At 64.4% G+C, this 20,295-nt stretch carries 23 protein-coding genes; 7 read left to right on the top strand and 16 right to left on the bottom strand.

Features of this window, described 5'->3' with window-relative positions:
* Nucleotides 1–16: 16 nt before the first annotated feature.
* The 16 genes from ASE85_RS17710 to flgB form a co-directional block, all read right to left on the bottom strand.
* Nucleotides 17–1,081 carry a class I SAM-dependent methyltransferase gene (locus ASE85_RS17710; protein WP_056691559.1) on the bottom strand — a complete coding sequence of 355 codons (1,065 nt, stop codon included), beginning with the start codon at nt 1,079–1,081 and terminating at the stop codon, nt 17–19.
* On the bottom strand, nt 1,071–1,937 hold the full coding sequence (gene lgt / locus ASE85_RS17705; protein WP_056691556.1) for a prolipoprotein diacylglyceryl transferase: 867 nt from the start codon (nt 1,935–1,937) through the stop codon (nt 1,071–1,073). The genes ASE85_RS17710 and lgt overlap by 11 nt, the downstream gene beginning before the upstream one ends.
* A 638-nt stretch (nt 1,938–2,575) precedes the next feature.
* Nucleotides 2,576–3,748: a rhomboid family intramembrane serine protease gene (locus tag ASE85_RS17700; RefSeq protein WP_235523605.1), complete on the bottom strand. Its 1,173-nt coding sequence runs from the start codon at nt 3,746–3,748 to the stop codon at nt 2,576–2,578.
* Between the two features lie 384 nt (nt 3,749–4,132).
* Nucleotides 4,133–5,182, bottom strand: a complete 1,050-nt coding sequence (locus tag ASE85_RS17695; protein WP_056691546.1) for a flagellar motor protein MotB — start codon at nt 5,180–5,182, stop codon at nt 4,133–4,135.
* Nucleotides 5,183–5,185: 3 nt separating this feature from the next.
* Nucleotides 5,186–6,049: a flagellar motor stator protein MotA gene (motA, locus tag ASE85_RS17690; protein WP_056691543.1), complete on the bottom strand. Its 864-nt coding sequence runs from the start codon at nt 6,047–6,049 to the stop codon at nt 5,186–5,188.
* Between the two features lie 127 nt (nt 6,050–6,176).
* Nucleotides 6,177–7,019, bottom strand: a complete 843-nt coding sequence (locus ASE85_RS17685; RefSeq protein WP_056691540.1) for a flagellin — start codon at nt 7,017–7,019, stop codon at nt 6,177–6,179.
* Between the two features lie 14 nt (nt 7,020–7,033).
* On the bottom strand, nt 7,034–8,368 hold the full coding sequence (gene flgK / locus ASE85_RS17680) for a flagellar hook-associated protein FlgK (protein ID WP_056691538.1): 1,335 nt from the start codon (nt 8,366–8,368) through the stop codon (nt 7,034–7,036).
* Nucleotides 8,365–8,685 (bottom strand): rod-binding protein, encoded by a 321-nt coding sequence (locus tag ASE85_RS17675; protein WP_056691535.1) that lies wholly within the window; start codon nt 8,683–8,685, stop codon nt 8,365–8,367. Before ASE85_RS17675 ends, flgK begins: the two co-directional genes overlap by 4 nt.
* Complete coding sequence (locus ASE85_RS17670; RefSeq protein WP_056691532.1) at nt 8,685–9,815, bottom strand: flagellar basal body P-ring protein FlgI; 1,131 nt, start codon at nt 9,813–9,815, stop codon at nt 8,685–8,687. Before ASE85_RS17670 ends, ASE85_RS17675 begins: the two co-directional genes overlap by 1 nt.
* On the bottom strand, nt 9,815–10,495 hold the full coding sequence (locus ASE85_RS17665; protein WP_443018547.1) for a flagellar basal body L-ring protein FlgH: 681 nt from the start codon (nt 10,493–10,495) through the stop codon (nt 9,815–9,817). The genes ASE85_RS17670 and ASE85_RS17665 overlap by 1 nt, the downstream gene beginning before the upstream one ends.
* Before the next feature lie 9 nt (nt 10,496–10,504).
* Complete coding sequence (flgG, locus tag ASE85_RS17660; RefSeq protein WP_056691525.1) at nt 10,505–11,293, bottom strand: flagellar basal-body rod protein FlgG; 789 nt, start codon at nt 11,291–11,293, stop codon at nt 10,505–10,507.
* A gap of 77 nt (nt 11,294–11,370) precedes the next feature.
* On the bottom strand, nt 11,371–12,114 hold the full coding sequence (locus tag ASE85_RS17655) for a flagellar basal body rod protein FlgF (RefSeq protein ID WP_056691522.1): 744 nt from the start codon (nt 12,112–12,114) through the stop codon (nt 11,371–11,373).
* Between the two features lie 31 nt (nt 12,115–12,145).
* Nucleotides 12,146–12,988: a flagellar hook-basal body complex protein gene (locus tag ASE85_RS17650; RefSeq protein WP_056691520.1), complete on the bottom strand. Its 843-nt coding sequence runs from the start codon at nt 12,986–12,988 to the stop codon at nt 12,146–12,148.
* Between the two features lie 82 nt (nt 12,989–13,070).
* Nucleotides 13,071–13,730 (bottom strand): flagellar hook assembly protein FlgD, encoded by a 660-nt coding sequence (locus ASE85_RS17645; protein WP_056691517.1) that lies wholly within the window; start codon nt 13,728–13,730, stop codon nt 13,071–13,073.
* Nucleotides 13,727–14,137 carry a flagellar basal body rod protein FlgC gene (gene flgC / locus ASE85_RS17640; protein ID WP_056691514.1) on the bottom strand — a complete coding sequence of 137 codons (411 nt, stop codon included), beginning with the start codon at nt 14,135–14,137 and terminating at the stop codon, nt 13,727–13,729. The genes ASE85_RS17645 and flgC overlap by 4 nt, the downstream gene beginning before the upstream one ends.
* 2 nt (nt 14,138–14,139) lie before the next feature.
* Nucleotides 14,140–14,508 carry a flagellar basal body rod protein FlgB gene (flgB, locus tag ASE85_RS17635; RefSeq protein ID WP_056691510.1) on the bottom strand — a complete coding sequence of 123 codons (369 nt, stop codon included), beginning with the start codon at nt 14,506–14,508 and terminating at the stop codon, nt 14,140–14,142.
* A 243-nt stretch (nt 14,509–14,751) separates the two neighbouring features.
* On the opposite strand from flgB, the gene ASE85_RS17630 reads away from it, so the two are divergent.
* The 7 genes from ASE85_RS17630 to flhA all read left to right on the top strand — a co-directional run bounded on the left by ASE85_RS17630 (nt 14,752) and on the right by flhA (nt 20,281).
* Complete coding sequence (locus ASE85_RS17630; RefSeq protein ID WP_056691507.1) at nt 14,752–15,420, top strand: MotA/TolQ/ExbB proton channel family protein; 669 nt, start codon at nt 14,752–14,754, stop codon at nt 15,418–15,420.
* The gene (locus ASE85_RS17625) at nt 15,417–15,914 is read left to right on the top strand and encodes a flagellar motor protein MotB (RefSeq protein ID WP_056691504.1); all 498 of its coding nucleotides are present in this window, start codon (nt 15,417–15,419) and stop codon (nt 15,912–15,914) included. The genes ASE85_RS17630 and ASE85_RS17625 overlap by 4 nt, the downstream gene beginning before the upstream one ends.
* Nucleotides 15,915–15,975: 61 nt before the next feature.
* Nucleotides 15,976–16,545 carry a flagella basal body P-ring formation protein FlgA gene (locus ASE85_RS17620; RefSeq protein ID WP_056691501.1) on the top strand — a complete coding sequence of 190 codons (570 nt, stop codon included), beginning with the start codon at nt 15,976–15,978 and terminating at the stop codon, nt 16,543–16,545.
* Between the two features lie 43 nt (nt 16,546–16,588).
* Nucleotides 16,589–16,864, top strand: coding sequence for a flagellar biosynthesis anti-sigma factor FlgM (gene flgM, locus ASE85_RS17615; RefSeq protein ID WP_056691498.1), 276 nt, complete (start codon nt 16,589–16,591; stop codon nt 16,862–16,864).
* Nucleotides 16,865–16,879: 15 nt separating this feature from the next.
* Nucleotides 16,880–17,188 (top strand): hypothetical protein, encoded by a 309-nt coding sequence (locus ASE85_RS17610; RefSeq protein ID WP_056691495.1) that lies wholly within the window; start codon nt 16,880–16,882, stop codon nt 17,186–17,188.
* Nucleotides 17,189–17,326: 138 nt separating this feature from the next.
* Nucleotides 17,327–18,142, top strand: a complete 816-nt coding sequence (locus ASE85_RS17605; protein ID WP_056691492.1) for a hypothetical protein — start codon at nt 17,327–17,329, stop codon at nt 18,140–18,142.
* Nucleotides 18,143–18,151: 9 nt separating this feature from the next.
* On the top strand, nt 18,152–20,281 hold the full coding sequence (gene flhA / locus ASE85_RS17600) for a flagellar biosynthesis protein FlhA (protein ID WP_056691488.1): 2,130 nt from the start codon (nt 18,152–18,154) through the stop codon (nt 20,279–20,281).
* The last annotated feature ends 14 nt before the right edge of the window (nt 20,282–20,295 follow it).

The raw sequence follows: 20,295 nt of genomic DNA, 5'->3' as shown, positions 1-20,295 counted from the left end.
GTAAGGCGCATCAGGGTCAGGCGCCGAATCCCGCCGGGTCGGCCCAGTCAGGGTGGGTCCAGGCCATCGCCTTGAACAATATGCCCATTTCCGCCTCGTCGGTCAGGCGGTGGCGGGCGGTTTCGACTTCGGCGGCGCGCGCCGGGGCGGTGTTGGCAAGCTGCTCAGCGCGGGCGTCGATGCCCAATTGTCGCAGGAAGGCGCCCTGGCCGACCGGGCCATGGACGCGCAATCCGGCCTGCCGCGCCATATTGCCCAGCACCGTGAAATCGACATGGATGGTGAGGTCGGCTTCGCCGGGATCGGCGAAGGGATCGGCGAACTGGTGCGCCTTGACCGCCTGTAACGTGTCGCCCAGCGCCGGGCCTTCATAGCCATAGTCGATGATGATCGCCGCGCCGCCCTGCCGGGCGATGCGATGGGCGAGGGCATAGGCGATGCCGGCGCCGACGATGGGGGATTCGATGATCGCCCCCTCCGGCGCCTCCACCGCAAGCGGGGGCAGGCCCGATTCGATGCGGCGATAACCCGGCACCGGGATGAAGCGTCCCTCCACTTCCCGGCTGACGACGACGCGCTCGCGCCATTCGTCGCCGACGCGGATGCACTGGCGCACCGGCAGAGCGTCGAAAAATTCATTGGCGACCACCAGCAGCGGCCCGGTTTCGGGCAGGCTGTCGATCGTGTCGTGATGGGCGACATGGGGCAGCAAGGCGCGCTGCCGTTCCCGCAGGGTAGGGCTGGTTTCGACCAGATGGAGATGGGGCGCCAGCGCGGCGCGCGCCATCGCGCGGATCGCGTCCGACGCCAGCGTGCCGCGTCCCGGCCCCAATTCGACATAGGCGGGATCGGGACGCCGGCCTGAGCGCATCCAGATATCGGCCAGCGCCAGCCCCACCAGTTCGCCGAACATCTGGCTGATTTCCGGCGCGGTGGTGAAATCGCCGTCCGCGCCCAGCGGATCGCGGTTGGCGTAATAATGCTGGTTCGCTTCGCCGATATAATGGGCGACCGAGATCGGGCCGCCCGAAGCAATCTGGCCGGCGAGACGCCGGGCCAGATCGGGCTGTTCAGGCGACACTGCTGGTCCCGGCCACCGGCTCGACACGCAGGCGGCGGCCCTTGGCGGTAACGATCAGATAGAGGCCGCCCAGGATCATCGGCAGGCACAGCCACTGGCCCATGTGCAGGCCGGTGCGCGCGGCGAACTCCATCAACTGCGCATCGGCCTCGCGGAAATATTCGACGCCGAAGCGGAAGCAGCCATAGCCAGCCAGGAAAATGCCCACCAGCATGCCCGGCTTGTAGCGGGCGTTCGTCTTCCAGAAGGCGAAGGCGAGGATGAGAAACAGGACAACGCCCTCCAGCGCGGCTTCATAAAGCTGGCTGGGATGGCGGGCGAAGGGGCCGCCGGTCGGGAAGACCATCGCCCAGGGGACGTCGGTTTCCTTGCCCCAGAGTTCGCCATTCACGAAATTGGCGAGGCGGCCGAAGAACAGGCCGAAGGGCACGACGCAGGCGACATAGTCATGGATGCGCAGCCAGCTCAGCTTTTCCTTGCGCGCCATGTAGAGGATGCCGAGCGACACGCCCGCCGCGCCGCCATGGAAGGACATGCCGCCATTCCACAGCTTGAAGACGTCGAGCGGATGCTGGAGAATTTCGGGCTGGTAGAAGATCACATAGGCCAGCCGCCCGCCGATGATGATGCCCAGCGTCGCGTAGAAGATCATGTCGTCGGCATGGCGCCGCGCCATCGGCGATCCGGGCTGGTCGACCAGTTTGAGCAGGTACCAGTAGCCGATCAGGATGCCGGCCAGATAGGCAAGGCTGTACCATTTCAGCGTGAAGAAGCCCAGATTGAGGGCCACCGGGTCCAGCCCGAGATCTTTGAATTGAATGGCGCCCGAAGCGGCGGCGGCGATATCCAGGATCAAAATGGCGTCCTTCTGGGAATGGGAATGCGGGCATAGAACAAGCGCGCGGCAAGATGAAGGGGAAGCTGGAGCAGCGGCGCGGATTTGGCGGGGAAAGGGGGCTTCATGGTCACGCCGGGGTCACGCCGCCAAAGTTCACACCGTTGATGGGGTGCATTTCGGGGCGGATGTGGGCGAAATGCGCCCGTGACGCGACAGCGACACGCCCGTGATGCGCCGGCTGGGTCAGGGGTATGCGTCGCCTGGGTCATGGTGCCGCGCCATCAGGGTCACACTCGCGCGCCACCGGCGCGTCGGTTCGGGTGAACGAATGCGGCGGTGCGATGCGGGCTGACGGGGTCATCCGGGAGGACAGATCAGAGAAAATCCTATTAGGAAAGCCTTTCGGGGGGAGCGGGCCGGGTTCGGAGGGTCCGGTAGCGACCAGATGTCGTCATGCAGGTGCTTTCGTTACTTCCAGAAACCGGACATCGATAAAGCGACCGCATTTGAGAAGTTGGGCCGTCAGCGGCCTGTCCGCTTTCAGAGCGGGAACAAGGAATTCCGGCCGTTCGTCCGCACGCGGGACTAATGTTAGCAACCGGTCCGATGCGGAGATTGCCGGACTACTTCCATTACCCCGGTCTGGCCCTCAACGCCTATTTAGCAGGCACGAAAGTTTCGGGAGGCAGCGCCTCATCGAGCGTGGTCGCCCCAGCGCGCGGCAGCAGCTTCGGGCCGATGCACAAGCCGAACAGGAAGCCGCCCAGATGTGCCTCCCACGCCAGACCTCCGGCGGTGCCGCTCGCCCATGCCATAAACGCGAGCATCAAAAAGAGGAATGCGTTCTGCTTTATCAGGTCCAAGCCAATGCGCTGTACTCGCTTGGACCTGACCGCCAGCACGCCCCCCCCATCCGAAGGCGTTCGGATCATCAGGCCGAGAAGGCCGTATAGGCCGCCCGACGCACCGACCATCGGCACTGCGCCGAAAGGGTGCAGCGCCAGATAGGCGGCAGCCCCGGCCAATGCGCTGAGAAAGAATAATAGCCCGAAGCGCAGACCGTTGATCGGGACGGGTCCAAGCCGCGATGTAAGCGTGGGGCCGATTGCTGCCAGCGCGGTCATGTTCATCATCAGATGCATCCCGCCGCCATGCGCGAACATGTGCAGGAAGATCGTCTCGAATCGTCCCTCGGACAGCGCTTTGGCGGACAGCCCCCAGCGGAGCAGGCCCTCCGGTCCACCGGTGAATAATGTCCAGACCATCGAGACCACGCAGCCCGTACCAAGCAGCACCGCAGGCACCTTCATTTGCCAAGATAGCTCGGGTTCGGGTTCGGGCGGTTCGAACGCGAAGGGCTGGGCCTCCGAGGCGAACCGCAACTCACCATGTTCTTCCAACAGTTCAAGGCTGCCGCGTAGCGCCTCCATCACTTCGCGCGGCGCGATCACCGTCACGGTGTCGCCGGGGACAAATTCGATGAACTGATGCGGCCACCGCTGCCACCACTTCTTTTCGATAATTCGCCAGCGGGCATCGGTTTCGGATTTGGCAAAAAAGCCCTGCGCCTCCAGCACGGCCTCCAGCCACGCTGCCTGATCCGTCGAGACGATCATCAAGGAGGGCCTGAGGACGAACTGCAACAACCAGCCCAGCATCAGGAGTAGAATAAGGGTCGGCGGGAAATGCCCCAGCCTATCGCTCAGCCAAAGAAAAAGCCCGACGGCAATCAGATTGGGAAGCAGTTGATAAAGGCTGTAGATTGGCACCAAGTCGCGCAGCAGCCCGTAACGCGACCTGATTGAAAGCTCATTGTCCTCGGCAGCCATAGTGAGGATGTGACCCGGCAAAATCCGGTTTGCAATGCCGAATTATCGACTCTGCTACAAATACCGCAACCGCTTTCCCCGACAGAACAGATTGCCGTGACACCCGGACGAACGTCCGCTTTCGGTATCACGGCCGCCTCCCTGAACGACCGAGATTGGCGGCAAGCGAAAACCGTGCCCTTGCAGGGCAACGTCCGCTTAGCCTGATTGTCCGCCCCAAAAGCTGACTGACTGAAATCCACCCAAATCTGTCCTATCCCGCCGCTTCAAGCTATGCTGGGCGCCGCTTCGACACATAATGGCCGTCTCGCGACAGGAAATGTCGAATCCGGCGGGAAAAGTGCGAAGTTAAGGCCGCGACGTCCAGCATCGCCGCCCTTAGGGTCAATGCTTGCCGGGCTTGTTCGACGTGCCCGGTGCGGCCGGGTTGACCAGTGCCGCGCCTGTCGGCAGGCCGGTGCCGCCCATGTCCAGCTTCTGCGCCTGCTCGCGGGCCACACGCTGCGGATTGTCGCGTTCCCTGATCGCCGCCTGGGTTTCGGGATCCTGATCCTCGGCATCATCCTTGCCGCTGCCACGGGTCCAGCCCAGGATGATCGACATGCGCCGGTTGCGCGGGTCATAGGCATCGTCCTTGATGAACGGTTCGCGGTCGGCGACGCCCTCGATCCGGGCGAAGCGGTCATTGCCGATGCCCGACTGGCTGAGCACCTGCCGCGTCGATTCGGCGCGGCTGGATGACAGCATCCAGTTGTTCATGGTCCGGCCCGACGCATAGGGCAGGCCATCGGTATGGCCGCGCACGATCAGGGGATTGGGCATGGTCTGCAACACGCTGGCCACTTCGCCGATCAGGGTGCGGGCCTGCGGCACCAGCCGGTCCGTGCCCATGGCGAACATCGCGAAATCGGCCTCGTCGATCAGGTCGATGCGCAGCCCTTCGCGCGTCTCGGTAAAGCGCACATTCTTGCGCAGCTTGCCCAGCCCCCTGGCGATCATGCGCTCTTCCAGGCTCTTCTTGATCGCCTCGAACTTCTGCCGGTCGGCCGCGCGGGTGGCCTTGCCGCCCTGATCCTTCGTGCCGCTGGCGTCGCGGGGAATGGTGATGGCCAGATTGCCCTGACCGCCGGTAGTGGGGTAATTGTCCTTGCCCATCATGCTGTCGCCGCCGAACATGCCGTTGGACCCGGCCGAATTTTCCTTCATCTGCACCAGCGTCGGCGTAAAATAGTCGGCCAGGCCCTTGCGCTGCTTTTCGGTGGTCGCGCCCAGCAGCCACATCAGCAGGAAGAACGCCATCATCGCCGTCACGAAATCGGCATAGGCGACCTTCCAGGCGCCGCCATGATGGCCGCCATGCCCTTCGACGATGATCTTCTTGACGATGATCGGCCGGGGTTCCGGCTCGTTCGCGCCGCGCTTCTTTTCCGCCATGGCTTATTTGCCCCGCATGCCGTCGAACACTTCGGCAAAGCCGGGCTGGTTGGCGTGGGTCAGGCCCGAACGGGCGGCTTCGATCACCAGCGGCTGCGGATGGCCGTGGAGCGAGGCGATGATGATCTGCTTGACGACCTGATAGATGGCCCCGTCCGCCTCGATCACCGACCGGCAGCGATTGGCGAAGGGATTGACCATGCCATAGGCGAGCAGAATGCCCAGGAAGGTGCCGACCAGCGCCGACCCGATCATCGCGCCCAGGATCGCGGGCGGCTGGTCGATCGACCCCATGGTCTTCACCACGCCCAGAACCGCCGCGACGATGCCGAGCGCGGGCAGGGCGTCGGCCAGCCCTTGCAGATTGTCGGCCGGCTTGATTGCTTCGTGGTGATGGGTCTTGAGCGCGTTATCCATCACATCCTCGACCGCGTGCGGATCGAGCGTGCCGGACGAGATGACGACCAGACGCAGCGTGTCGCTGATCAGGTGGACCAGCGCCTTGTCCTTCATCAGCTTGGGATATTCGGTGAAGATGGTGGAGCTGGACGGGTCTTCGATATGCGGTTCCAGCGCGACCGGCCCTTCGACCCGCAGCGTCTTCATCAGCTTGCTGACGAGGAAGATGCAGTCGAGAAAATCCTGCTTCTTATATTTGGCGCCCTTGAACACTTTGCCCAGACCGCCGCCCAGCGCCTTTAAGTCCGCGCCGCTATTGCCGATGACGAGCGCGCCGACGGCGGCGCCGCCGATGATCAGCATTTCATGGGGCAGGGCGTGCAACACCGGGCCAAGGTCGCCGCCGGTGAAGGCGAAGCCGCCGAACACCATGACGATCAGAATGACGAGGCCGATGGCTGCGAACATGATTATCCCCGATTGAAACGCCCCGCAGGCGGTAGTCCGATGGCGTCTGTGATGGTGACGCCGTTCTTAAGGTTAATACGGACTGGTTAGCGTCCGGTTTAGGACCGTGGCGCCTTTTTACGGCGGATCATTTGATCAGGTCGAACAGCGTCTGCTGGTTGATCCGTGCGAAGGTCGTCTGCGCCGCATCAAGCTGCAACAGCCCCGACTTCACCCTGGCGATCACCTCTTCCAGCTTGGTCGATTCCAGATTCGACCGCTTTTCGGTCAGGCCCAGGTCGACATCGGTCAGGCGCGTGCCGATCACTTCCAGTCGGTCGCTGCGCACGCCCTGTTTCGCCTGCTCGACGGTGATATGGCCCTGCGCGGTCTGGGTGGCGGTCACCGCCGAGGCCATGGCGGCGTCGTCCCCGCTTTGCACGGCGGCGATGCCCTGCGCCAATATATCGTCGATCGACATGGACGTGCCGTCGACGTCGACGGTCGTAACCTCCTGCTTCGTGCCCACGACGGCCAGGTTGAGGCCGCGGCTGACCGGCACCAGAACGCTCTGGTCCTCATCGAACACGGATACGCCCTGATAATCCTTCTGGTTCACCAATTCGTCGATGGTGGTGCGGATGGTCGACATTTCCTCGACGATCGCGGCCCGGTTGGTTGCGTTGAGCGAGCCGTTGCGGGCCGACGTCACCAGTTCCTGCGCGCGGGTCAGCAGATTGTCGATTTCCGACAGATTGGCTTCCGCACTGCCGGACCGCGCATTGCCATAGCTGACATTGGCCTGCCAGGCGGCCTGCTGGGCCTGCGCCCGGCCGACGTCGGATACCTGCACCCAGGCGAGCGCATCGTCCGACGGCTTGTTGAGCGTGATGCCGGTCGAGATCGCGGTCTGGCCCGCGACCAGTTCCTGCGACAGTTTCTGCTGCCGGCGGATTTCGGCGAGCATGATCTTGTTGGTGATGCCTACCATGACTCAGTCCTCCGTCAGATGATGTTCATGATGGAATCGAGGGTATCCTTGGCGACTTGAAGGATCTTGGCGGACGCCGAATAGGCTTGTTGCAACCGCAACAGGTCCGCCGCTTCCATATCCAGATCGACGCCGCTCACCGCTTCGCGTGCTGCGACCGACTGGTCGTTGCGGCTCGACGCCGTTTCCGCTTCCGCCTTGGTCGACGACAATAAGGTGGCTTGCTGGGCGATCAGCGACGTCCAGTTCTGCTCCACGCTGCCATTGCCGCGCAGGGCGGTGCCGACCGTCAGCAGATTGCCGTTGGCCGTGCCATCGGACGATTTGAGCGCAAGCTGGGCCGGGTCTGTCACCAGCGCCGAAAGTGTCGCCGCCGTCGTGCCGGACAATAGCGCGGCACCCGCGCCGCCGCCATCGGTCACGCCCTGCGCATGCCATTCATTGAGGTCGGTGACGAACTGCGCCGCCAGCGTGTCCAGGCTTTCACGGCGGTCCGCTACCGTGTTGGCGGCCGAAAACAGCCCGCCCAGCGTCCCGCTGGCCGGTGCGGTCAGCGCCGTGCCATCCGCCAGCCCCAGCGACAGCGTACCATCGTCATTGGCCGTCAGGGCGACGGGCGTGGCGGCATTGCCGCTCACCAGCGTCTGCCCGTTGAAGCTGACTTCGGCGCTGTCATTGGCGCCGAAGCTGATGGTGATGTTCATATTCTCCGACAGCGTCTGGAGCGCGGAATCGCGGCTGTCGAGCAACTGCGCATAGGCAGACGTACCCGGCTGCGCGCGCAACAGGCTGTTGTTGATGTCGGCCAGCGCGTCGAGCGACTGGTTGATCGTGGCGACCGATGCCTGGCCTTCGGTGGCGATGCCCTCGGACACGGTCTTGAGGTCGGCGGAGGTCTGGTTGAAACCCTGTGCGACGCGGCTGATGCTGTCCAGCGTGGTCACGCGCAATGACGTGTCGGTCGGGCTGGCTGCCAGCTTTTCCATATTCTGGAACATGCCGGTCATCAACTGGCCGATGCCGGTGCTGGTGTCGTTCATCGCCGTTTCGGTATCGCTCAGCCAGCGCAGGCGCGCATTGGCGCTGCCCAGCGCCATGCCGGTATTGCGGACCGTTGCGTCCAGATAGGGGTCGGATGCGCGATTGACGCCCGCTACCTGCGTACCGCCGAAATTGGCGCGCGAAATATAGAGCGACATGGTCGCCGTCGATGCGCCGGATTCGATCGTCGTCACGGACCGGCGGGCATAGCCTTCGGTGCTCGCGTTGGAGATGTTCTCCGCGATCGCGGCCATGGCCGTGCGATAGGCTTTCGTGCCGGACGCGCCGATGACGAACAGGTCGCTCATGCGCCGGTCGCCCTTGTGCCGTCAGTCGCGACAGGCGTGTCCGACACACGGGCGCCGAACTGCTTCATCAGCAATTCGGCGATGCCCATCGCGCCCTTGCCGGCCATGGCATCGGCGGTGCGGGCGTCGGCCATGTCCTGGAATTGCTGGGTCGCGCTGGAATCAGTGATGCCCTCGGCCAGGCTGGCCGAGCGCATCGCGCCGATCATCTGGCGCAGGAACACGGCCTCGAACTGCTGCGCGGCCTTTTGAAGCTGCGCCTTTTGCGAGGATGTGGCGCCGGTCGTGGCGGCACTGGTCGTCGTCGTTACCTGCATCACAGCACCACCAGTTCCGCTTTCATCGCGCCCGCCTGTTTCAAGGCTTCGAGGATTGCGACCATATCCGCCGGGGAAGCCCCGATCGCATTGACCGCCTTCACTATATCGGCCAGCGAGGCTCCACCTTTAAAATTAATCATCGGTTTCTTTTGCTCGTCGATGCTGATGCTGCTGGATTGCTCCAGCGCGGTCTGGCCCTGGCTGAAGGGGGCGGGCTGCGAAATGCGCGGGCTTTCGTTGACGCTGACGGTCAGTTTGCCGTGCGCCACGGCGGCCGGATGGATCTTCACCGCGCCGTTGATGACGACCGTTCCGGTGCGCGCGTTGACGATCACCTTGGCTGGCGCGTCGGCCGGCGACACCTCGATATTCTCGATCATGCCCATCATCATGATGCGGTCTTCGGCGCCGGGGGTCGCGTCGATCGCGACCGACACGGCGTCGGTCGCGCGGGCGCGGCGATCGCCAAAGGCATGGTTGATGCCGTCCGCCACGCGCAGAGCCGTGGTCAGATCGGCTTCGGCCAGGTTGAAGGTCAGCGTCGGCGCGGTGTCGAAGCCGGTCGCGACCGCCCGTTCCACCGTCGCGCCGCCGGGAATGCGACCGGCCGACGGCACATTGACCGACACCTGGCTGCCATCCGCGCCGGTGACGCCCAGGCCGCCGACGGCCAGGTTGCCCTGCGCCATGCCATAGATTTCGTTATCCGCACCGCGCAGCGGCGTCATGATCAGCGTACCGCCGCGCAGCGACTTGGCCTTGCCCAGCGCCGATACGGTGACGTCGAGGCGCTGGCCGGGCTTCGCGAAAGCGGGCAGGTCGGCGGTGACGAGGACCGCCGCCGCATTCTTCAGCGCGGGGTTGACGCCCTGCGGCAGGGTCAGGCCAAAGCGCGAGACGACGCCCTTCATGCCTTCGGTCGCATATTGGATGCTGTCGTCGCCGGTGCCGGCCAGACCCACGACAATGCCATATCCGGTGAGCTGGTTGGGACGGACGCCCTGGAACGTGCCCAGATCCTTGATCCGTTCGGCGTGGGCCGGCACGGCAAGGACCGCAAGGATCGGCAGGATCAGGCGAAGCATCCGAATAAGGACGGGACGGATCATGGCGGTTCCGGTTTCCATCAGAAGGGGCTGATTGCGGAGAAGAAGCGCTGGAACCAGCCCTGACGGCTGGCATTGGCGATTTCGCCCTTGCCCTTGTAAATGATCTTGGCGTCGGCCACGCGGGTCGATGCGATGCGGTTGTCGGGCGCGATATCGGCCTGGCGGACCAGACCGCTGATCTGGATGAACTCGTCGCCGCGATTGAGCGTCAGCGCCTTCTCCCCCTTCACCAGCATCGTGCCGTTGGGATAGACCGCCGCGATCGTCACGGTGATTTCGCCGGTCAGCGCGTTCGACTGGCTGGCGCCACCCTTGCCGGTGAACGTATTCTGGCCGCTGGCGCCGATGTCGGTGGGCGAAATCAGCTTGGACAGGATGCCGGTCGTCGGCGGGGTCAGGCCGACCGAGCCGTTGCGGGCGGTGTCGGCGCTGGTGGTCTTGCTCGCCTGCGTCCGTTCGACCAGCACGATGGTGATGATGTCGCCGACCGTGGTGGCGCGCGCGCCGCTGGTCAGCGGGGTATAGCCCATCGACGCCTGAAAGATGGAGCCGTTCGCGGCCGGCGCGATCGGCTGGGCCACCGTCGGCATATAATAGTCGCGCTCGACCTCGCGCTTTTTCTTCCTGGCGGCTTCCAGCGGGGAAGCGGCCAGGGCGATCAGCGAGACGGCGGCGAGGACGGCGTGGGACAGGCGCATCATTCAGCCTTAGATATTCTGGTTGACGTACTGGAGCATCTCGTCGGTCGCCTTGATCATCTTGCTGTTGACCTCATAGGCGCGCTGCGTCTCGATCATGTCGACCAGTTCCTCGACGATGTTGACGTTCGACGTTTCCAGATAGCCCGACCGCATCAGGCCCCGGCCTTCCAGACCCGCGACGCCGACCTGCGGCACGCCGCTCGCGGCGCTCTCGGTCAGCAAATTGCCACCGATGGAGGTCAGGCCCGACGGGTTCATGAAGGTGGCGATTTCGATCTGGCCGAGGTTGCTGGGTTCGGCTTCCCCCTGCAACGTCGCGGTCACGGTGCCGTCATTGCCGATCGCGACCGACGTCGCGCCCTGCGGCACGGTGATCTGCGGGATCAGCGACAGGCCGTCGCTGGTGACGACGGTGCCTTCGGCGGTGACGCTGAAATTGCCGGCGCGGGTATAGGCGATGGAGCCGTCGGGCTGCTGCACCTGGAAATAGCCGGACCCTTCGATCGCGATGTCCAGCACATTGTTGGTCTGGTTCAGCGTACCCTGGGTGTTGATCTTGCTGGTGCCCTGCAACGCGACGCCGGAGCCGAGGTTCAGGCCGTTGGCGAACTTGTTCTCGCTGTCCGAATTGGAACCGGCCTGGATGATCTGCTGATAGGCCAGCGTCTCGAAATCGGCGCGGTCCTTCTTGAACCCGGTCGTGTTGACGTTCGCCAGGTTGTTGGCGATCACGCGCATCTTCGTGTTCTGCGCGTCAAGGCCGGTGCGGGCGACATGAAGGGCGGCGTTGCTCATCGTTCATTTCTCCGTGGCGGCATCCCGGAAGATGCTCATGCGTCCATCACAGCAAGATGCGTGCCAGAATTAACCAATTAACTGTCGAGGCGCATCAGCGAAGCGCCGCCATCGTCAAGCTGCTTGGCGGTATCGATCATCTTTACCTGGGTTTCCCAGGCGCGGCTGGCCTCGATCATCTGAATGAGGGCCTGGGTCGCGTTGACGTTGGACCCTTCCAGCGCGCCCGACGTCACGGTCGCCAGCGGATCGCCGGGCAGCGTGCCGCCATTCATCTCGCGGAACAGGCCGTCCGTGCCCTTGGCGATGCTGGAGCCTGCGGCATTGACCAGCTTCAGCTTGTCGACCTGCGCCGGGTTGGCGGGGTCGCCGCCCTGCGGCACGCCCCAGATGCTGCCGTCCTTGGCGATCGACACGCTGTCCATCTGCGGCAGGGTGATCGGACCGCCTTCGCCCATGACGGGCAGGCCGTCGCCAGTGGTCAGAAGGCCGCTGTCGGTGACTTTGAGGTCGCCACGGCGCGTATAGGCCTCACTGCCGTCCGCGGCCTGAACGGCGAGCAGAGCATCGCCGTTCATGGCCACGTCCAGCGTGTTGCCGGTTTCGGTCATCGCGCCTTGCGCCATGTCGGCGGCGATGACCTGTTCCGAAGCCTGGGCACGGGTGTCGAAGGTGTCGCCCTGAATCCAGCGCGTCTCGGCATTGGCGATTTCGGCGCGAAAGCCGACGGTGTTGACGTTCGCGAGGTTGTTCGCGACCGACGCCTGCCGCGCCATCGCGCCGCGCATCGCCGTAAGGGCCGTGTTGACGAGCCGATCCATGGGCTAAACCTTCTGTCCCGTGCCTAAGCGATTAGGTGCGCAGGTTGACGATCGTGGTGGTCAGCGTGTTCGCTGCCTCGATCGCCTTGCTGTTCGCCTGGAAATTGCGCTGCGCCGCGATCAGGTTCACCAGTTCGTCGGTGATGTCGACGTTGGAGCGTTCCAGAAAGCCGGAGTTGACGGCGCCGAACAGGCCCTGATTGGCGGTGCCCAGCGTGGGCTGGCCGCTGGCCACGGTCGAGGTCCAGTGGGCATCGCCCTCCTGACGCAGGCCTTCCTGGCTGTTGAACGAAGCCATGGCGACCTGACCCAGATAGACGGTGCTGCCATCGGCATAGACGGCCGAGACCAGACCTTCCTTCGACACGGCGACGCTGTTCAACTGCGCGCCGTCGGCTGCGCCGTTCAGCGTGGTGGGGACTTGCAGGTCGCTCAGGTCGGCCGGCGTCGCGCCCGTGGTGGCGCCAGTGCGATCGCCGGTTGCGGGATCGACGGAGAACACCTGAATGCGCGACCCGGTCGTGTCGACGGCATAGCGGTCCTCATCGACCGAGAAAGCGCCGTTGCGGGTATAGCTGACGGTGCCGTCCTCACCCTTCACGGTGAAGAAGCCTTCGCCGGTGATGGCGAGGTCGAGCGTCTTGTCGGTGCCTTCGATCGTGCCCTGCGTGAACTGCTGGGCGACGTCCTGCACGCGCACGCCCTGACCCGCGACCTGGTTGGTGGTCTGCATCGGCGCGGCCGCGAAGATGTCGCCGAACTGCGCCTTGCTCTTCTTGAACGCGGTCGAGCTGACGTTGGCGACGTTGTTGGACGTGGTGGCGAGGTCGATCTGGGCGGCTTTCAGGCCCGACAGGGAGATGTAGAAGGACATGGCGTTGCTCCTTGGGTGAAAAGGATTTGGGGGTGAAAAGGATTTGGGAGTGAAAAGGATTTGGGAGTGAGGGTGAGAAAAATTACATCAGGCTGATCGCGTCGGACGGGCTGTAGCTGCCGAGCGCGGTGATGAGTTTCGAGGATGATCCATCGGCGGGCGACTGGACGGCGGCGATCGTGGCCCAGGTCGCCACCTTGCTGGTGGTCGCGCCGTTGACCTTCACCTGAAGGGCGGACGTGGCGATGGTTTCGCCCGCGTCATTCTTGCCGTCCCAGTAGAAGGTGAGGTCGCCGGCCGGCTGCGCGCCGGTTTCGATCGTCTTGACCACATTGCCGGCCGAATCGACCAGATCGATGGTCGCGCCGCTGGTGGCGGCGGACAGGGTGATCTGGCCCGCATAGGTGCCGGTCGCGTCGGGCGCGGCGATATTGCTCTGGACCAGCATCGACTTGCCGATCCAGCTTGCCGCATCGCCCAGCCGCGTGCCGGTCATCTCGCTCGCCAGATTCTTCAGCGTCTGGTTCATTTCCGCGATGCCGGTCGAATTGGTGATGGTCGCCATCTGCGACACCATCTGCGCGTTATCGACCGGCTCGAACGGATCCTGATATTGCATCTGCGCGGTCAGCAATGTCAGGAAACCGGCCTGACCCATTTCCGCGCTGCCGGTGCCGACATTCTTGGTCGGATTATAGACCGAAAGGCCCGCGCTGTCGGTGACCGTGGATGTGGTCGTCATTTGCCGATCCTTATGGTTTCCATCATCAGGGACTTGGCTGTGTTCAAGACCTGGACGTTGTTCTGGTACATGCGGGCCGTTTCGATCATGTCGATCAGCTCGGCATTGCCGTCCACGGCGGCTTCCCACACATCGCCATTGGCATCGGCCAGCGGGTGGTTGGGGTCGTGCCGTTTGGTCGGCTCGGCGCTGGTGGTGACGACATTCCTGACCTTCACCGTCGATACGCCGGGCGTGTCGGTGACGCTTTCGAACACTGGCTTGATCGCGCGATAGGCTTCGCCGGCGGTGCCGGTGACGTTGCCCGCATTGGCCATGTTGGACGCGGTGGCGTTCAGGCGCACGAGCTGGGCGCTCATGGCGCGGCCGGCGATATCGAAGATGTTCATGGGCGTATTGCTGCTCATGCTCATTCTCCCTTCAGGGCGCGGTTGATGGTGTTGATGCGGCCCTCAAGGAAGGAGAGGGTCGTGCGATATTTGACCGCATTTTCGGCGAACAGCGTCTGTTCGGTGCTCAGTTCGACCGTATTGCCGTCCAGGCTGGGCTGGAGCGGCACGCGATAGCCCATGGAATCATCGACCGCCTTGGACACGTCGGTCGCGCTGTTGCCGGCCTGCGTCGTCGCTTCCTTCAGCGCGGACTCGAAATCGATGTCGCGCGCCTTGTAATTGGGCGTCGAGGCGTTGGCGATGTTGGACGCGAGCAGGGACAGACGCTGCGAACGAAGCGCCAGCGCCTTTCCGTGTATCCCGAACAGATTGTCTTCCACCGACATGGTCAAATTCGCTCTAAAAGTTTTGCGTCCCCCGCCGTTCTGACACCTGATGGCGTCTCCTTCCGGGTGATCCTGTCGGAGATCAGCAAGAGCCGTGCCAATTTGCGTGGGTGACGCATCGGCAGCGCGGAAATCCCCGGTAACCGGGGTGCTTGCTGGGGGAGGCGGCAAGGGCGGCAGTTTCTTGCCGGTCGGCGGCAGGGCGTTGCCGCTGGTCGATGAAATGATGGGAAACAGGCGTTCATGATCGCGATATTCAGCCATTTGTTCGATCCACTGACGCTGGCAGCGATGCTGGCCGGGATCGCGGCGGTGGCGCTGTTCCAGAATGGCGTTGGCGCGATGGGGCGTGCCATGGCGGCCTTGCGTCCGTTGCTGACGGCCGATCCTGCGCGGGACCGGGATGCCGCTCGCGCCGCGATGCTCAAGATCGACCAGGTGGCGCAATTGCGCGGCCTGTCCTGCACCGACCGGGTGAAGACCGCCAACATCTTCCTGACCGAAGCCGCGCGCAAGCTGGCCAATAGCGAGCGCACCGACCTGTTCGAACTGTGGGCGGCGCAGGCGCTGGCCGACCGGGCGCAGCGTCATGGCGCCGTGCACAAGGTCTGGTTGTCGATCGCCGACGCCGCGCCGGCGCTCGGCATGGCCGGCACCATCATCGGTCTGGTCGGCATGTTCGCCGCGATGGACGATCCCGCCGCGCTCGGTCCGTCCATGGCGCTGGCGTTGCTCACCACCTTTTACGGCGTCGTCATCGCCAACCTATTCGCTGCGCCGATCGCCGCGCGCCTGACCGACCTGTCCGAACGCGAACTGGCCTGGCAGCGCGAAGTGGCGGACCGGATGCTTGGCATAGCCCGGCGCGAAAATGCGCCGCTGCGCCGCGCTACGATCCGCGAAGTCGCATGATCGCGCCTTCCCTCACCGCATCGGCCTCTGCTGCCCGGCGCAATCGCTGGGCGGTCAGCTTTGCCGATCTGCTGCTGCTCCTGCTCGCCTTCTTCGTGTTGTTGCAGGCCAGCGGATCGCGCCGCGACGCCATGCTCTCGCAGGTCAGCCAGCAATTTGGCGGCCGGCCGATGCAGCAGGGCGTGGACCTGCGCGCCGCTGACCTGTTCCTGCCCGGTGAAGCGCTGCTCAGCGATGCCGGGCGTGCCCGGCTGTCCGCTGCGGCTCAACCTTTCGCGCGCCAGCGTGGCGGGCTGGACATCCGCAGCGACGGGTCCGACCGGGGCCGACAGCGCTTCGACGACTGGGATCTGGCCGCCGCCCGTCTGGGCGCGGTCGCGCGCGCGCTGCGGATGGACGGCATTGCGCAGGACAGGCTGCGGATACGCGGCCTTGACCAAGGGGATGGGCGGGGCGGACAGGGGCAGGTCATTCACATCGCGCCGGGGCGTTAACGATATCTGGCACGAAAATTGCTGATATCCCGACGAATGTTTTTCCGTCAGGAGACGCGCCGTGTTTCGATTTTCGTCCATCCTCCTTGCCGCTGTTGCACTCAGCAGCGCGCAGGCTCAGGCACAGCAGAAATTCGAGAATCTCGACCGTATCGACAGTCTGGTGGCGATGACCGTCGGCGCCAATCTGGGCGAACCGGGCGGTCCCGCCGCGCCGGTCGATCGCCGTTTGCGGCTGGCCGCCTGCCCGGCCACGCCCAGTGTCGAAGGTCCGATCTTCGGCGCCGCGATGGTGAAGTGCGATGCGTTGAACTGGCGCATCCGCGTGCCGCTGGTCGCCGGATCAGCCGCTGCCGCGTCCGGCCCGGTGCCCCGCACCGCTTATGGCGCTGCCAATCGCTTCGCCCGCCCGGCGCCTGCCGCCGCGAAGGAAGCGGTCGTGCGCAAGGGCGATCCGGTGCAACTGATGGCCGGAAACGCGGTTTTCAGCGTGTCACGCCCGATGGTCGCGGACGAGGACGGCGCCATGGGCGAGACGATCCGCGTGCGTGAAGACAAAAAAAGCGCGCCGATTTTCGCCCAGGTCATAGAAATGGGCGTTGTGCGCGTTCCGGGATTTAATGATTTTTGAACTTGTCCGTTATAGTCAGTAGGGACGAGTGAAGGATTATCCAATGATCAAGTCAGTGGGCCAGAATATCAGCGCCGCCATCGAGGCTTCCCGTCTGCGGGAAGGCACCAAGACGCGCGCGACTGCCTCCACCGGATCGACCATGGCCGCTTCCGCCGCCGCGTCGAGCAGCCCTGCCGCGCGCATGGCCGCCGAAGGCGCGCCGGTCGACATGGACCGCATCGCCGCCATCAAATCGGCCATCGCATCGGGCAATTACCCGGTAAACCCGTCCGCCATCGCCGAGCGCATGATCGCGCTCGACCTGTCGGCGGCCTGATAAAGGACTAAAGCCATGCCGCTGGGTCTTGCCGCGCTGGATGATCTGTTCGAGGCTTTCGAGGATCTTCGCGACGTGCTCGACGGCACAGATGCCGCCGCGATCGAAATCGCCAGCAATCGTGTCAGCCGCGCGGCCTCGTCCGTCCGCGCGATCGGCGCCTGGCGTTCGGACCCTGCGGTGGTGGAGCGGCTCAGCAAGATGGTGCCGTTGCTCGACAGCGCCCGCGTCCGGGTGAAGTTGCTGGCCGATCATGCGCATCAGCGCCTCGCCATCCTCGCCGCCCATGGCGCGCAGGCCGCACCGCTGACTTACGGCCGCTAAATTTATTTCGAGTTTCGACTAAAGCGGCGCCCTTCGGCGCCGTTTTTCGTTGTGGGACACGAATCCCTTACCCGCGTTAACCAAATCTTGGCACAAACATTGCTCTAATGTCCTCGCTAGCAAGTGAGGATTTTAGTCGTGTCCGCTTTCGCAGACATATCAGCAACCGGGACTTCGACGGGTAATCGCGTGACCAACGCGATTGCGATGGCGAGCCGCCGTACGGGTGTCGACTTCTCTTACTTGCTGGGTCAGGCCAAGATCGAATCGAGCCTGAACCCGACGGCCCGCGCGGCGACATCGTCCGCGACCGGGCTTTATCAGTTCATCGACCAGAGCTGGCTCGCCGTCATCGACAAGCATGGCAGCGAATATGGCCTGGGCTGGGCCGCCAATGCGATCCAGCAGAGCGGCGGCCGTTATTATGTGGCCGACCCGGACATGCGCAAACAGATACTCGACCTGCGCAAGCATCCCGAAACCGCCTCGGTCATGGCGGCGGAGCATGCCGCCGACAACAAGGCCTATCTGGAATCGAAGCTGGGCCGCGAAGCCGAGCCGGTCGATCTCTATCTCGCCCATTTCCTGGGCGTCGGCGGGGCATCCAAATTCCTGTCGGTGCACGACCGCGCGCCCGCTGCCACCGCCGCCTCGCTATTCCCGTCGGCCGCCCGCGCCAACCGTTCGATCTTCTACGACAAGCAGGGCAATGCCCGCAGCTTCGCCGACATCCGCGATCGCTTCGCCTCGAAGCTCCAGAAAAGCTCGGACAGCCTGGGCGGCGACGTTCAATATGCCTCCGCATCGCTGCCCACCGGCGCGAAGACGGTCCAGCCCGCCGACTATGTGCGGATCGAAACCCAGCGCCTGAGCGAGCAGCCTGACATCATGGTCAAGCCGCAGCCGCAGACCGCACGCCTCGCCTATCTCATGCTCGCCACCCTCGGAAGGTAATCGGCCGCAATGTCCCCTGCCCAAGTCAAAGCGAAGATCTGGATGAGCGCCGTGAAGGGCGCCGTGCTGCCGTTCGCGACATTGATGGTCGTGCTGTTCATGATGGTGCCGGTTCCGGCCATCATGCTGGACATCGGCTTCATCACCAACATCATGATTTCGCTGGCCGTGCTGATGGTGGCGCTGAACGCGGCCAAGCCGCTCGATTTCTCAAGCTTCCCGACCGTGCTGCTGTTCGCCACGCTGCTGCGCCTCGCGCTCAACGTCGCGTCCACCCGCGTCGTGCTGGTATCGGGCCATGAAGGGTCGGACGCAGCGGGACAGGTGATCGAGGCATTCGGCCACTTCCTGATCGGCGGCGACTATGTCGTGGGCATCTTCGTCTTCGCCATCCTGATGATCATCAATCTGGTCGTCATCACCAAGGGCGCGGGCCGCGTGTCCGAAGTGTCGGCGCGCTTCACCCTGGACGCCTTGCCGGGCAAGCAGATGGCGATCGACGCCGACCTCAATGCCGGCCTGATGACGCCCGAAGAAGCCAAGATCCGCCGCGCCGAAGTCGCGACCGAGGCCGACTTCTACGGCTCGATGGACGGCGCCAGCAAGTTCGTGAAGGGCGACGCGGTCGCGGGCATCCTGATCCTGGTCATCAACATCGTCGGCGGCATCATATTGGGCGTCGTCAGCCACAAGCTGGCGATCGGCGAAGCTGCGCAGACCTACATCATCCTCGCCATCGGCGACGCGCTGGTCGCGCAGATTCCCGCGCTGCTGCTCTCGATCGCGGCCGCGTCCATCGTCACCCGCGTCAAGAGCGAGCAGGATCTGGGCAGCCAGGTCGCGGGGCAATTCGGCTCCGGCAAGTCCTGGGTGCCGGTTGCCGCGATCCTGGGCTTCCTGGGCATCCTGCCCGGCATGCCGCACATCATCATCCTGACCGCCGCCGCCATTGCCGGTGGCATCGCCTGGCAATTGCGCAAGGCCAGCCAGAAGAAGGCCGCCGAACCGGCGCCCGCGCCACCCGTGCCCAACCCGGCCATCATCGAATGGGACGATGTGTCGGACGGCGCGATCCTTGGCCTTGAAATCGGCTATGGCCTCATCAGTCTGGTGGACGAGCGCAAGGGCGCGCCGCTCATGGCCCGCATCACCGGCATCCGTCGCCAGTTGTCGAAGGAACTGGGCTTCGTCGTGCCGATGGTCCGCGTGAAGGACAATCTGGCGCTGGAACCCAACCAGTATCGCATCACCATCGCCGGCGTCGTCGTCGGCGAAGATGAAATCTGGCCCGAAGACCTGCTCGCGCTCGACAGCGGCGCGCTGGAAGGCACGGTCGCCGGCCGGATGGCGAAAGACCCGACCTTCGGCCTCGACGCCGTGTGGATTGCGCAGGGCAAGCGGAGCGAAGCCGTGGTCGCCGGCTATACCGTGGTCGATCCGCCGACGGTTGTTGCGACGCACCTCAACCAGTTGATCGCGATGAACGCATCGGAAATGTTCGGTCTGGACGAAGCGCGCAAGCTGCTCGACAACCTCAAGGACGCCGCGCCGCAACTGGTCGATGGCCTGACCCCCGGCACGCTCACCCTGACGCAGATCAGCGCGCTCTGCCGTGCGCTCCTGTCCGAAGGCATCGCGCTCAAGGATTTCCGTCGCATCTGCGAAGCCATGGTCGACGCCGCACGCCCGGACATGAGCCACGAGCAACTGGTCGAAGCCGTGCGCCAGCGGATCGGCGCGCTCATCATCCAGGGTCTCGTGCCCGTGAAGATGCCGTTGCCGGTCATCACCCTCGACGGCGATCTGGAAGGCTTGCTGGCACAGGCCATGCGCGTTGCGGGCGATGCCAAACATCCGATCGAACCTGCGCTGGCCAACCGCATCGTCGAAGCGGTGATCCATGCCGCCCGTCCGCTGATGGGGCAGGCGCGCGCCTTCGCCATCGTCACCTCGCCAGTGGCGCGCCGCGCGCTCGCTCGCCTGTTCAAGCCGCATCTGCCCGAAACGCCGGTGCTGTCCTTCCTCGAAATTCCCGATGGCAAGGGCGTCGAGGTCGTGGCTGTCGTCGGCAACGAGCGTCCCACGCCCCGGCACGACCCCGCGCCGCGCCACGAACACACGCGCGAGCGGGTCGCCTGAAAGGAGGGTTGAGC

Origin of the sequence: Sphingobium sp. Leaf26 (genome assembly GCF_001421665.1) — a bacterium.
Lineage (GTDB): Bacteria > Pseudomonadota > Alphaproteobacteria > Sphingomonadales > Sphingomonadaceae > Sphingobium.
The sequence above is the reverse complement of the archived record's forward strand: the minus strand, read 5'-3'. Positions and strand labels throughout refer to the sequence as shown.

Coding starts and splice junctions, on each gene's coding strand:
- motA (WP_056691543.1), bottom strand. CDS start 6,049: ATGTTCGCAGCCATCGGCCTCGTCATTCTGATCGTCATGGTGTTCGGC.
- ASE85_RS17610 (WP_056691495.1), top strand. CDS start 16,880: ATGCCGCTGGGTCTTGCCGCGCTGGATGATCTGTTCGAGGCTTTCGAG.
- flgC (WP_056691514.1), bottom strand. CDS start 14,137: ATGAGCAGCAATACGCCCATGAACATCTTCGATATCGCCGGCCGCGCC.
- flgB (WP_056691510.1), bottom strand. CDS start 14,508: ATGTCGGTGGAAGACAATCTGTTCGGGATACACGGAAAGGCGCTGGCG.
- flgG (WP_056691525.1), bottom strand. CDS start 11,293: ATGAGCAACGCCGCCCTTCATGTCGCCCGCACCGGCCTTGACGCGCAG.
- ASE85_RS17665 (WP_443018547.1), bottom strand. CDS start 10,495: ATGCGCCTGTCCCACGCCGTCCTCGCCGCCGTCTCGCTGATCGCCCTG.
- flhA (WP_056691488.1), top strand. CDS start 18,152: ATGTCCCCTGCCCAAGTCAAAGCGAAGATCTGGATGAGCGCCGTGAAG.
- ASE85_RS17675 (WP_056691535.1), bottom strand. CDS start 8,685: ATGCAGGTAACGACGACGACCAGTGCCGCCACGACCGGCGCCACATCC.
- ASE85_RS17645 (WP_056691517.1), bottom strand. CDS start 13,730: ATGACGACCACATCCACGGTCACCGACAGCGCGGGCCTTTCGGTCTAT.
- ASE85_RS17650 (WP_056691520.1), bottom strand. CDS start 12,988: ATGTCCTTCTACATCTCCCTGTCGGGCCTGAAAGCCGCCCAGATCGAC.
- flgM (WP_056691498.1), top strand. CDS start 16,589: ATGATCAAGTCAGTGGGCCAGAATATCAGCGCCGCCATCGAGGCTTCC.
- ASE85_RS17685 (WP_056691540.1), bottom strand. CDS start 7,019: ATGGTAGGCATCACCAACAAGATCATGCTCGCCGAAATCCGCCGGCAG.
- flgK (WP_056691538.1), bottom strand. CDS start 8,368: ATGAGCGACCTGTTCGTCATCGGCGCGTCCGGCACGAAAGCCTATCGC.
- ASE85_RS17630 (WP_056691507.1), top strand. CDS start 14,752: ATGATCGCGATATTCAGCCATTTGTTCGATCCACTGACGCTGGCAGCG.
- ASE85_RS17625 (WP_056691504.1), top strand. CDS start 15,417: ATGATCGCGCCTTCCCTCACCGCATCGGCCTCTGCTGCCCGGCGCAAT.
- ASE85_RS17670 (WP_056691532.1), bottom strand. CDS start 9,815: ATGGAAACCGGAACCGCCATGATCCGTCCCGTCCTTATTCGGATGCTT.
- ASE85_RS17655 (WP_056691522.1), bottom strand. CDS start 12,114: ATGGATCGGCTCGTCAACACGGCCCTTACGGCGATGCGCGGCGCGATG.
- ASE85_RS17695 (WP_056691546.1), bottom strand. CDS start 5,182: ATGGCGGAAAAGAAGCGCGGCGCGAACGAGCCGGAACCCCGGCCGATC.
- ASE85_RS17700 (WP_235523605.1), bottom strand. CDS start 3,748: ATGGCTGCCGAGGACAATGAGCTTTCAATCAGGTCGCGTTACGGGCTG.